Source organism: Microcoleus sp. AT3-D2, assembly GCF_036705715.1.
In the GTDB taxonomy this organism is placed as follows: domain Bacteria; phylum Cyanobacteriota; class Cyanobacteriia; order Cyanobacteriales; family Microcoleaceae; genus Microcoleus.
Window position 1 is genome coordinate 1 of record NZ_JAUBVE010000113.1, and the last position, 12,849, is coordinate 12,849.

Sequence of the window (12,849 nt, forward strand, 5' to 3'; positions counted from 1 at the left end):
TCTTAACTTGTTTGTAACTCATTTTAGATTAGTTGAATTTCTATCTATTTTACAACTCTCTCAGACTTTCGCAGGAGCTCTAATGAAATTAACCCCGAATAAGCGCCACTTTTATCAACGGGGGATGAGGGCTGCAACTCAGATTAGGCTTAGCTCTTAGCTCTCTTTGTCACCCCCCAGGCAAATTATTGTCACTGAAAACAACCGGGATGCAACTTGAGATACTCTCTACTAATTTTCAACAAAAATAAAAATTAAAGTTAAACAAGTTAGACTAAAAAAAGTTTGATGGCTTTGATTTTTCAAAAATATCAGTAAGATGAATCACATCTGCGGAATGTGGGGTAAAAGTTGGGGGTATCGAACCCCCAACTTTTATCCCCATTCCTCTCACTACTGTTAAAGCAGTCGAACCCAAATCTGCACCTGATATCGAACCCCCAACTTTTACCCCCATTCCTCTCATACTCTCCCGTTGCGGTGAAATGTGAGGCTCCTGCGGAATTAGTTGAACTTTCCTAACTAATGCTCGAACTGCTATACTGGTTTATTTAGGTGTGGCTAAATTCCTCTTTAATAGCTATTTTACCGAATCCCAGTGCAGGTAAAAGCCGCCCAGTAAAAAGGGTGATAAAAAGGCTTTGATTCTTGACAAAATTTATCTAAATTTTCGCGAGATCGATAAATCTGTTGACCAATTTTATCATACTTTTTGTATTCTTCATCCCATTGCCGATAATCTGAGGAACCGGATGAGCAAGCCTTTCGTTCTGCCTGGGATATTTTGCGGAGCGCGTCGGTTTCTTTAAGTTTCTCTTTCAAAAGTTCTGTGAGCTGGGGTTTATAACTAGCAGCTAAGGTATGGCCCGTAAGCTCTCGCAATTTAACTTGAGCTTGTCTAATAGCTTCTGGGCGATTCTTTCCCTGCTGCCACTCTTGATAGTAAAAGATCGAGAAAAGCGCTGTCGCTAAATCATCGACAGCCCAAAGCGTACTGATAACACTTCTGGCTCCCGCTGACAAGAAAGCTGTAGAAAAAGTAAGGATATCGCCCGTAAATTCAGTCAATCCCAATCCTGTTTCACAGCAGGAAAGAAATACATCCGACAACTGAGGGAGACGCCATGCAGGAGTCATTAGCTGACCTAAAGTAATGCAGCCATCTCCTAAAATTAATGTCGATTCTAAGGGATTGTCAAAGCGCGACTGGGCGTGATGGCTAGAGTGGAGGATTTGGACGGTTTGCGCCAGTTCTCGATAGTTACTAACTGTAGCTTGATGGCGACCTTTTAAACGTCGATTGTCTGGGATGCTATAAAGAACTGCCAGTTGCTCTCCTTCAAAACTGGCGCAAGGTAAGTCGCCCGTCGCATCTTCAATAGTGCCACAGTTTAGGTTATTGCCTAAAGAAGGGCGTTGCTGGCAGAACTCTAGCACTTGACAACTAGGTGCGTAACGAATCAGAAATTTGTCTCCTAAATATCGGTTGTCTCCGATGGGTAGTGCAGCGAAGGGGATTTGGTGAAGGGCAAAATGAGGAACTATAATCAGTTCAGAAATTCCTTCTAAATGCCATAAGATTAGATCCTTCAAATTTAACAGTTTTGCGATTTCAGCTAGCATCCCAACTAACTCTTCTTTCCAAGAATCTTTATCGTTAACATATTGTCCTAACCAATTTTGGAAAATCCATCCGTGCAAAGCCTCAAATCCTAAACTAGCACAACTTTGCAGGGTAATCTCGTTTTGCCGCACGACGAATATCAAGGTGTCGCTAACAGTGGCGTAAAAGCTAATAATGGCAGTAGTGGGTTTGTCGATCAGCTTCTGGATGGATGGGAATTTGAGAGGATTAACTCGAATTTGACCAGCCAGCACCGGATCTAAACGACGGAGTTGTTCCCAAATTAGGAGCTTTTCAGCTTCCAGATCAGCTATTGTTTGATTGTAAGCTGCTAGTGCTGCGCGACTGTTATCAAGTTTGCTGTTATCAAAGTCGTTGGTAGGTTGATTGCGCCCTCGTTCCTTGTCAATTTGTTGCTGTAGGCGTTCAAAATCTTGTAAATACTGTTGAATTTCAGCAGGAATTTCTGCACTTGAGTAGAGATCATTGCTTGCCATCAAGTCTACGAGGCGTTTAGAGCGCGATCGCTCTACATATTCAACAGCTTTATCTAACTGCTTGTTATTGATGCAAGCTTGCACGATGTTGGCATAAAGATCGATCGCCTCTGACAAAATTTCTTGGCGGCGCAATTCCGAAGTTGCCCAAGTACGGCTGGTTTCTACGGCTTCGATCGCGATACCGTATCCCTCAATGGCTAACTGCCAATCTCCCATTACAAATGCTATTTTTCCAAGGGTTTCTCCAGCGTTAAAGCATTCAAATGGAAAAGCTGTTGGCGTGCAAACTTTCAAAGCAGATTGATAAGATGCGATCGCTTTTTCGCGTGATTCAACCATGAAGTAACATTTACCCAGATTCATTTGAGTCATAGCCCACTCTCTAGAAAAATCATCGGGGTTAAAGACTTTTAAAGCAGCTTGATGGGCAGCAATAGCCATTTCTAAATTCTCATTTCGATCGCCCTTACGTCGATGCACGTAAGCGTTGCCCAAATTAGTTTGCACTCCTGCCCAATCTGCGGGAAAAGCGTCTTGAGTATAAACTTGTAATGCTGCTTTGTTAGCTGCGATCGCCTTTTCCATATTTTCTACCGCATCTCCATGAAGTCGATGGCGGTAAGCAGAGGCAAGATTCGTTTGAGTTTGCGCCCAAAGTTCCGGGAATTCTTCGCGGGTGCGGAATAACAGGCCGTTTTGATAACAAGCGATCGCTTTTTCCAAGTTTTCCGCCTTGTCGCCGTAGATGCGATCGCGATAAATAAGACCTAAATTGTTTTGAAGTTGAGCCCATGCTTCAGGCATTGCTTCGCGGGTGTAAACTTCCATTGCTGTGCAACAAGCGATTCTTGCTAATTCTGCATTCTCTAACCGATCTCCGCGAATTCGGTTGCCATAAGCAATAGCCAAATTCTTTTGAATTTCTGCCCACATTATGGGACGAGATTCGCGAGTCAATACTTGTAGGGCATTTTGGCAGCAGGCGATCGATCGTTCTAGATTTTCGGCGCGATCGCCCTTAAAACGGCGGTGATAAGCATTACCGAGAGAGTTTTGACAAGCTGCCCACTGTTCTGGAAAAGCTTCGTAGGTTAAGACGGTGACAGCAATTTCGTAACCTGCAATGGCAATCTCTAAATTATTGGCTTCATTTCCTTTTTTAAATTCATGGATGCAGTAGCTCAAAATCATAAGGCGAGCAGCGATTCCTTTTTGCCCTTTGGGTGGCACTTCCGATAGTATTGCAGACGAGTGATATCGCAACACCTTAACAAAGTGTTCATCAAGTTGCTCTTGGTTAGCTTCAAGCAAGAGGTTAATTTCTCGCGCTATCCTTTGGTCAACCGTTTGAAAATTCCTGTGACTCTCTGAAATAGCGTCTAATAATTGAAAGAATAAACGATCGCGAGTTTCCTCTTGGATGGAATCCCATTGTGATGTCTGGCGTTTTGTCGCTGGGGGAGTTTTCTTCTGGCCGAATCCTTTTGCCATATTCTTTACAGGTTACGAAGGGAGACTACATATATACATCAGCCATCCGCTCCAAAATTACGCAGCCTCCCTCCATATTTCTGCTAACTTCTCCAGCAGTGCTTCGGCTAAATCTTGTAAATCAGTGTCAGCGCTATCTACACTTTCACGAGTAAACTCCCCTCCTGCGCTACTTCCGGCTAACATCTCTCCCCCTGCGTACCGCCACTCGTACTCGTCGCAAGTTCGATAAATACGCTCTAATTGGGCAACAATATTGCTCTGCGATTGAGTTTGGATCGTAGAGCGCACCTGTACCGCCACTGGATCGTCAGTTTCTAAGAAGGCGATCGCTTCTTCTAAACGAGTAATCTGTTCGATTAAATTGTCGATCGGCATCAGTTCTGCTACTGCTATTTGTTGCGGTGGATTTGAGCTATCTAAGCTGGGAGCAAATCCCAATAGTTGTACGGAGTCAAGGCGATCGCTAAACTGTACTCCCACATATCCAATCCGATTTTCTATTACTTCTTCGGGTAAGAATATAGTTGTTTCACCAGGTAAAACTGGGCGGCATTCTAAGGAGCCAATACCTGGGATTACCAAGTCAGCGACATTAGCTAGCGCCGTTTTTGCTGGATTGAAGCTATCGGAAGAATTAAAATCTGTTTCAATTTGCAGCCATTTAAAATAGCTGTGAACCGCGTAAACTGCCAGTGCATTCAAGTAAACTCGTTTTCCTTTTTGGACTGTACTTTGAACGGCTGCCAACTGTCGCGCCATTTCGTGAGCTTTTAATTCTAGCGGTACTGTTAACAGAGGTAGTTCTGCGATGTTCATGGTTGTGGTTCCTGTTTATATCCTAGAGTGCGAGCTATTTCTTGCAACGAGGGTTCGCATTTTCTCTTCCAGTGAGAATTCAGGGTTGTGTACCTAACGTTTAACTCTTTTGCTAAGTCTTGAAATTTGTCAGGAGGGTCTTTTAACACTCTTCTTTTGCTGAGAAATTGGCAGTTACACTCCGGGTAAGAACGAGGGTGGCTATTTTTTAGCTGGCCTTCTGGATCTTGCTCAATGTAAAGTTCTAGTTGGAGACCAATTCGCTGAATGGTTTCTTTCTGAGCAATTTCGATCGTGCCATCCAACCCGCTGAGCGTAAGATCGGGTAATAGTTCGAGCCGAGTTGTTTCCCCAGCATCTACCGCAATCGGAGCATCTAAACTAATTGGAGCATCTTTGTCAGGAGAGTACAAATCTTGAATTCGCCAACCCAGGTAGACGTTGATCCAGTTAAGCAAACTTTTTGAAACAGAAGATTGGCGCGGCTCAAATTTAGCAATCTCGCGACTAACCCATTCAAAAGTACGATTGAGGGCTTCAGGATAATCTGGATGAGATGACTTTTTGAGTCCTGGTAGTTGTTGAATTTGCAATAACAGCTTGTTGATGGCTGTTCGCCATTTTTTGCTTGGGGCTGGGTGTTGGCGCACCTCTGCAATTAGAGCGCTTAACCGTCGATCTAGGTCATCCATGCGACTTTTTTGAGGAGCAAGTTAGTTAGTCTATTAGCTATGAAAATTCGCGATCGTGCGAAAATCCTAAGCTATTTTCTCATGTGGTTGAGCTCTTTGTGTGCGTAAGTTCTTGCCGGGAGGGGGGAACAGGCTATTTCCACGCGAATTATTGCAACTGAAGCAGGCTAAACGCAGGTTATAGAGCGCGTTAGACCCGCCTAAGCTTTTCGGGAGTAAGTGTTCGATAGTTCTTTCAGATTTCTGCATCGACTTGTTGCACCAGTGGCATTGATTTCCGTACAGTTCCAGAAGTTGGCGTCTCTTGTTGCGTCTTGAAGCTGGGGACATAAAGCTTTGGGAGCCTCACGGCTGTTACGTGTTCATTTACGTATCAGCTCCCTGCTAAAAATTTACGCAGCAGTTTCTAACAGAGGGATAACATTTGCCTTAAGTCTTTTCATCACATTGAAATGAACTTAAATACCCAGCTATACGTCTTTCGCTTGTTGTATAAGAGAGTCGGTGATTTTGTGAGAAGTTAAATTTTTAATCTGATGACGATTGCTCAAAAGTTTGAAAAAGCGAGATCCCTTTCTTCCCACACTATATATAGTGTGCCTGCGTCCAGGACTGTAAATGTACGATCGCCCCTCAGTTTCAGCGCCCCGCGTCCTGTTACACTGAAATCCTGCGGTTGCGTGCGATCGACCCTTCGGAAAAAAAACTAAACTTCTGTAGCCTGCGATACATTTATTTGGTTAATGATTGTTTAAACTCTCCAAGTGTAGATTGTGTACTCTCCATAATTCTCCAAAACCCCTAAACGAGTGCGTTGTTTGCTGGACTGCGATTTATCGATCGTCGAACCGTTAAAAACCATAAGTAGTTTTGATCTGAATTAATCGGAATTGATTCGCACAAAAATTTTGAGCTGACCAGAGTGAAGATTAGCTACTAAATCTGTGCAGCGCAGGCATCTATCATGTTGACTCAAATGAGTACAGGCTCTTGTCATCTATTTTCTTGCTAATAACCGAAATCCAACCGCATCTCACACTGGATTGTCACACCCGATGGACGGCGAAGTGATTGAGCCTCGCTCCTCCAATCTTTTAGAGTCTGCCAAAAAAGGCATTCTCCGAAAAGTTAGCTTTGACTAAAAACGTTGGGTGAATCCAACATATTTGTCAATCGTTAGACTTTTGCTAACATCTATTTTTTCTCAACTACTCGTCCTGCAATCCCCATAAAAATAACCATGAGTGGAAACCAATCGCGCGTTCAAGCAATTTCTCAAATCGTCAACCGCAAACTGATGCCGGCCCGGCCTCCCAAGCGGCTCGAAGATATGTGGGCAACAGACGTTTTTACTCTGAGCAAGATGCAAGAAAGTCTGCCCAAAAGCATTTTCAAATCAGTAAAAAACACCGTTCAAACTGGCCAAAAACTCGATGATTCCGTAGCTGATGTAGTTGCAGCAGCAATGAAAGATTGGGCTATTTCCAAAGGAGCCCTGTACTACGCCCACGTATTTTACCCGCTCACCAACAGCACCGCCGAAAAGCACGACGGTTTCATCTCAGTGCAAGGCGACGGCTCCGTCATCTCAGAATTTGCAGGCAAAGTTCTAGTACAAGGCGAACCCGATGGCTCCTCATTCCCCAACGGCGGCATTCGCTCCACTGCCGCCGCTCGCGGATATACAGCCTGGGATGTCACCAGCCCTGCTTATGTCATGGAAACAGACAACGGCATGACCTTGTGCATTCCTACTGTTTTCATCTCCTGGACAGGTGAAGCCTTAGACAAAAAAACCCCGCTTTTGCGTTCCATTGCCGCAATGAACAAAGCAGCAACCCGAGTGTTAAAGCTATTAGGAAATACCGACGTTGCTCCGGTCAATTCCAGTTGCGGTTCCGAACAAGAATACTTCCTGGTAGATGCCAATTTCACCACCAGCCGCCCCGATTTACTGCTAGCAGGTCGCACGCTTTTCGGCAAACCTCCTGCCAAAGGTCAGCAATTTGACGATCACTATTTTGGAGCGATTCCAGAGCGCGTTCAAGTCTTCATGCAGGAAGTAGAAGAAAGAATGTACCGGCTGGGAATTCCTGCCAAAACCCGCCACAACGAAGTAGCTCCCGGTCAGTTTGAAATTGCACCAGTTTTTGAAGCAGCAAACGTCGCCAGCGACCACCAACAATTAACCATGACAATTCTTCGCAACACAGCGAAGAAACATGGTTTTATGTGTTTGCTGCACGAGAAGCCTTTCGCCGGCATTAACGGTTCCGGCAAACACGTCAACTGGTCGGTCGGGAATGCCACCCAAGGAAACTTATTAGACCCCGGCGATACACCGCACTCGAACATACAATTTCTAGTGTTCTGCGGCGCTGTGATTCGCGGAGTTCACAAATACGGCCCGCTGTTGCGCGCGGTAGTTGCGACTGCCAGCAACGACCACCGATTGGGTGCAAATGAGGCTCCGCCAGCAATTATCTCTGTCTATTTGGGTTCGCAATTAGAAGATATCTTCGAGCAAATTAGCCGGGGAGAAGTTAAGGACTCTCAAGGTCGGGGAATTATGAATTTAGGTGTAGAAACACTGCCTACTTTCATGAAGGATGCTGGAGACAGAAACCGGACTTCGCCCTTTGCCTTTACTGGAAACCGATTTGAATTCCGTGCAGTAGGTTCCGGTCAGTCTGTTTCCGGGCCGCTGGTGGCTATGAATACAATTCTTGCAGATTCTTTGGACTGGATTGCTAACAAATTAGAAAGCGATTTGGCTAACGGAACTGAACTGAATGCTGCCATCCAAACACTTCTGAAAGAAGTGATGGACGAGCACGGTGCGGTTGTATTTGGTGGCAACGGCTATTCGGAAGAATGGCACAAAATGGCCGTTGAGGAACGGGGTTTAGCTAACTTGCGGACTACGGCAGATGCTTTACCCGTGTTGAAGGAAGGATACATTGAAGACTTGTTTGAAAAGACAGGTGTTCTGACTCCCGTTGAATTGGAAAGCCGTTACGATGTTTATGCAGAGCAGTATTTGCTGGCAATTGAAGTCGAAGCAAAACTGGTATCAAGCATGGCAAAAACCATCATTTACCCGGCAGCGGTGAGGTATTTAGCTGAACTTTCCGGCACGATTTCTAAGTTGAAAGAGATTGGCATTGAACTCGAAAAGGAAAGTGCCGAAAAAGTAGCGGTGCTGGTTAAGTCGATGATGGATACTGCGAGCAAGTTGAGTGCTGCTTTGAGCAAGCACGATTTTGCTTCGACAGAAGACCATATGCAGTATGCTTCGCAAACAATTCGTCCTTTGATGGATGAGGTTCGCCAGTATGCGGATGCTCTGGAAGGTGAAGTGGCTGATGATTTGTGGCCGCTGCCTACTTATCAAGAAATGCTGTTTGTTAAGTAATCGCGAATTCGGTTAATTCCAGGTTAGAGTAGTAAGGACACGGCAGTGCCGTGTCCTTACTTGTTGTTGAGCTTAAATGAGTGTTACGCTGAATCTGTCAGAGTCATTAAATGCGAGCGAGAGTAAGAGTTCTGAAGATTGTTGAGATACCCTTCAAATAATTTCTTGGCGTAAAAAAAACTTGCCTTGCTGCGAAAAGCTCTTATGCGAATTCAATCTCTCTTGAAATACATGACTCTGGCGGCTCTAGCTCTGGTTTTTGCGATCGGTTGCAGTCGATCGACTCCGAACGTAAATTCTTCCCCTGAAGCAAGCACCTCTAGCAGCTTTAGAGTGGCAATGCTCACCACAGGCGCCAAAGACAACCAAAGTTGGGATCAAGCTTGCTTTGAAGGATTGAATCTAATCAAAAATAAATTTAATGCTGAGGTAGACATTACGGACAGTATAGACGGTGAAAATAGTGAACCTACCATTCGCAAATATGCCCAGTCAGGCTATGACCTGGTAATTGCAGCCAGTGGTGCCTATTCCACAACTGCCGAAAAGGTCGCTAAAGAATTTCCGCGAACGAAATTTGCCCTGATTACAACGCATCCAGGGAATAACAAAAATTTGGGGGCTGTTGCCTTTCGATCGGGTGAGGTGGGCTACCTCACAGGCGCTTTGGCGGCCATCAAGACCAAAAGCAATAAAGTTGGCTATATTGTGGGTGAACCTTATCCGGTTTACAAAGAAGAAGAAGCCTTGTTTAGGCGGGGAGTGAAGGCAACGAATCCATCTGTTCAAGCCTCGACAGCTTTTCTAGATTCTTGGGTTGATACGGAAAAAGCCACCAAAATTGCAACGGATATGGTTGCCTCTGGAGTAGATGTTTTGACTTTCAACGCCGGTGAGGCAGGCTTAGCCGCGCTAAAAGCCGTTTCGCAAAAGCCAGGAGTCTTTGTGATTGGTAGGACAAAGGATCAGTATGAAGTGGCTCCCGGCAAAGTCCTAACTAGCGTTCTGCAGGACATTCCCAATCTGGTGCTAAATGTGGCAGTGTTAACCCAGCAAGGTCGCTGGGAAGGAAAACTTTACAAGTTTGGGCTCAAGGAAAAGATCTACGACTTTGCCCCTTTCCGTGGTAGTCTCACGTCTCAGGAAGAGGACACTTTCAAGACCATCCGAGAAGCTGTGACGACTGGCCAAATTGATGTGTCTCCTTAGTGCGCGCATTAATTGATTTACCAATATTGATCCTTAAGTCCGATGCAAAATCAACGCAACGATCGCGTTCTGCCGATTGCCAGAAGCTCCCGTTCTCATCCTTGGCAACGCTTCTTTTCTATTGCAAATCAGCTCCGGTATGGTTTGATATTTTTGGTTCTCCTGAGCTTACTGCCCACAGGTGGCTTGCTGATCTACCTCAGCTTTCAGGCGCAGATCCAGCAATCGCGATCGCTCCAAGAAGAGCGTAGTCATACAGCAGGAGGGCAGATTGATAATTATCTAGATGACTTGAAACGAAAACTCAGCTATTTAGCTAGGGTCAAAGGACTCACAAACTTTCAACCTCAAGTGCAGCAGAGCCTGTTGGAAGGGTTGACTCGTCATAATGATGCTTATGAAGCCGTTGCCATTTTGAACCGGAAGGGGCAAGTTGTCGCGTCAGTTTCACCCTACGAACCGCTCAAGTTAGAAAATCCCGCCAATTCGCCACTGTTTATTCGTGCCTTCAAACAACAGGAAGATTATGTCAGTCCTGTAGAAATCAATCCTCGAACCAACCAACTAACAACCATTATGGCGGTTCCGATTCGGAATCAGCGAGATGAGGTGGATGGGGTGCTATTAGCAGAGATAAATCTCAACTTTCTCTGGTTTATTGTTTCCCAAACGGGGGTTGGCAATACGGGTTATGTCTATGTAGTTGATGAGCGTAATTTTCTCATTGCTCAAAAGGGTAGTAAGCCAGAAACGTTTCAACTTCAAGATATTTCTAAGCGTCCCTTTTTTCAATTTTTAAAAGCATCCGAAGATACTAAGCACCTTAATGTTTATCAGGGTCTAAAGCAGGTAGAAGTAATGGGAGCCAGTACCTTAATTCGGAGCGTGAATTGGAATGTGGTTGTAGAACTGCCAACGGCTGAGGCGTATGCTCCCGTTTACCAAATGCTCTCAATTATGGGAGGCTCATTGGCGGTGGTGACGATCGTCGCTGTTGGCATTGGCTTTCTATTTATTCGGCAAATTGTGGTGCCGCTACAGCGCTTAACCACGGCAGCTACTGAACTCAGTGCGGGGCAATTAGATACACGGGTCAACATCCACAGCCAAAACGAATTGGGGACATTGGCGATCGCCTTTAACAATATGGCAACCCAGTTAGAGGAACTGATTACAGCAGTTGAAGTGGAACGCAATTTTGTTTCAGCTATTCTTGAAATTGCAGGTGCCCTGGTAGTTGTGCTCGACCCGCAGGGACAAATCGTTCGCTTTAACCGAGCTTGCGAACAAACGACTCATTACTCGTTTAGTGAAGTGAAAGGGCGCTACATTTGGGAATTGTTCCCGAACTCAGACTTAGCTCGACAAGCCAAAACTGCTTTTGAGTCTTTACAATCTGGTAATTTTCCCCAACAGTATGAAGGCAGTTGGGTGAGCAAAGATCAACAACTCAAACTTATTGCCTGGTCAGATACTGCTTTAGTCGATGATCAAGGTGAAATTGAGTACATCATCAAAACAGGGATTGACATTACTCAACGGAAACAGACAGAAGAAGAACTCAAAGCGTCGGAACAGCGACTATCTTTTCTATTCCGCCAAAGTGCACTGGCAGTTGTGGAATGGGATTTAAACTTTAAAGTCACTGCCTGGAATCCAGCGGCAGAGCAGATTTTTGGTTACACGGCTACAGAGGCGATGGGACACCATGCCGCAGAATTAATTGTGCCTGCGTCTGCCAGAAAGATAGTCGATCAAGTTATGAACCAGTTGTTGAGTCAGGTTGGAGGAATCTACAGTGTCAACGAAAATATTACCAGAGACGGCAAAACCATTATTTGCGAATGGTTCAATACGCCTTTAGTAGGGGATGCTGGAAAGATTGTTGGAGTTGCATCCTTGACAATGGATATTACTGAACGCAAGCAAGCCGAAGCTGCGTTAAGGCAAGCAAAAGAGGAAGCTGAGGTTGCACTCAAAACCTTGCAGCAAACTCAGGCACAACTCCTTCAGGCAGAGAAAATGTCAGGTTTGGGGCAACTGGTTGCTGGTGTTGCTCACGAAATTAATAATCCAGTCAACTTTATCTATGGCAACCTGAGCCATACTGCCGACTACACGCAAAATTTACTAAAGTTGATTCAGCTTTACCAGCAAACCTATCCAACTAATACCCAAATTCAGGAAAAAATTGAAGAGTTCGAGCTGGACTACATTAGTGAAGATTTGCCCAAAATGCTGACTTCAATGAAGGTAGGAGCCGATCGCATTCGTCAAATTGTCCTGTCGCTACGAAACTTCTCGCGGCTGGATGAGGCAGAAATGAAGCCAGTTGATATCCACGAGGGAATTGACAGCACATTGATGATTTTGCAAAATCGGCTGAAGGCAAACCCGGCTCATCCTGCTATTGAAATTGTCAAAGAGTACGGCGACTTACCGCGAGTAGAGTGCTATGCCGGACAGTTGAACCAGGTCTTTATGAATCTTCTGGCAAATGCGATCGATGCTTTAGAAAACTACGATAATCAGCGTTCTCGAAAAGATATCCAAACAAATCCCAGTCGCATCACTATTCGGACTAAGCCAGTCACAAACGAAACTGGGCCTGGTTGTTCTAAAAACGTGGTGATTCAAATTCAAGATAATGGGCCTGGGATGACAGAAACTGTTAGACAACAGGTGTTCAATCCCTTCTTCACCACAAAACCAACTGGTAAAGGAACTGGATTAGGGCTATCCATCAGCTATCAAATTGTAGTTGATAAGCACGGTGGCTTACTCCAGTGCTTCTCTCAACCCGATCAAGGAGCAGAGTTCTTAATTGAAATTCCTGTTTTGCAAAGCGGTGCTGTAGCACTCGTTGGTAAATAACTGCGATCGCATTTCTCTATATATAGCAATCCTTGCAGGAGTCGTAATTTTTTTACCCCTCCCCAACCCTCCCCTTAGTAAAGGGAGGGAGTAAGAAATTCACAAATGATTTAGAATTGCTATATAGCGTTTCTGATGATAGACACCTTTGACATCCACCCCGCCCTATAAGGGCGAGGATTCCTAAGACTCACAACTTAGGTTTCTGCTTCTTTCCCTGACGGG

Annotated in this window: 7 protein-coding genes; 3 read left to right on the forward strand and 4 right to left on the reverse strand. The window is 45.0% G+C overall.

The window, feature by feature from the left end; translation table 11 throughout:
• Positions 1 to 585: 585 nt before the first annotated feature.
• From QUB44_RS28845 to QUB44_RS28860, 4 genes are all read right to left on the reverse strand, one after another.
• Complete coding sequence (locus tag QUB44_RS28845; protein ID WP_333372873.1) at positions 586 to 3,615, reverse strand: CHAT domain-containing protein; 3,030 nt, start codon at positions 3,613 to 3,615, stop codon at positions 586 to 588.
• 57 nt (positions 3,616 to 3,672) lie between these two features.
• Positions 3,673 to 4,434: a DUF1822 family protein gene (locus tag QUB44_RS28850; RefSeq protein ID WP_333372876.1), complete on the reverse strand. Its 762-nt coding sequence runs from the start codon at positions 4,432 to 4,434 to the stop codon at positions 3,673 to 3,675.
• A complete protein-coding gene (locus QUB44_RS28855) occupies positions 4,431 to 5,126 on the reverse strand; it encodes a hypothetical protein (RefSeq protein ID WP_333372877.1) in 696 nt (231 codons plus the stop codon). The genes QUB44_RS28850 and QUB44_RS28855 overlap by 4 nt, the downstream gene beginning before the upstream one ends.
• A 66-nt stretch (positions 5,127 to 5,192) precedes the next feature.
• Positions 5,193 to 5,456: an HNH endonuclease gene (locus tag QUB44_RS28860; RefSeq protein WP_106331281.1), complete on the reverse strand. Its 264-nt coding sequence runs from the start codon at positions 5,454 to 5,456 to the stop codon at positions 5,193 to 5,195.
• 910 nt (positions 5,457 to 6,366) lie between these two features.
• Between QUB44_RS28860 and QUB44_RS28865 the strand changes: the two genes are divergently transcribed.
• From QUB44_RS28865 to QUB44_RS28875, 3 genes are all read left to right on the forward strand, one after another.
• Entirely contained in the window at positions 6,367 to 8,541 is a 2,175-nt protein-coding gene (locus QUB44_RS28865; protein WP_333372881.1) for a glutamine synthetase III, read from the forward strand.
• A 204-nt stretch (positions 8,542 to 8,745) separates the two neighbouring features.
• A complete protein-coding gene (locus QUB44_RS28870) occupies positions 8,746 to 9,750 on the forward strand; it encodes a BMP family protein (protein ID WP_333372883.1) in 1,005 nt (334 codons plus the stop codon).
• Between the two features lie 42 nt (positions 9,751 to 9,792).
• Positions 9,793 to 12,624, forward strand: a complete 2,832-nt coding sequence (locus QUB44_RS28875) for a PAS domain S-box protein (RefSeq protein ID WP_333372885.1) — start codon at positions 9,793 to 9,795, stop codon at positions 12,622 to 12,624.
• Positions 12,625 to 12,849: the final 225 nt, after the last annotated feature.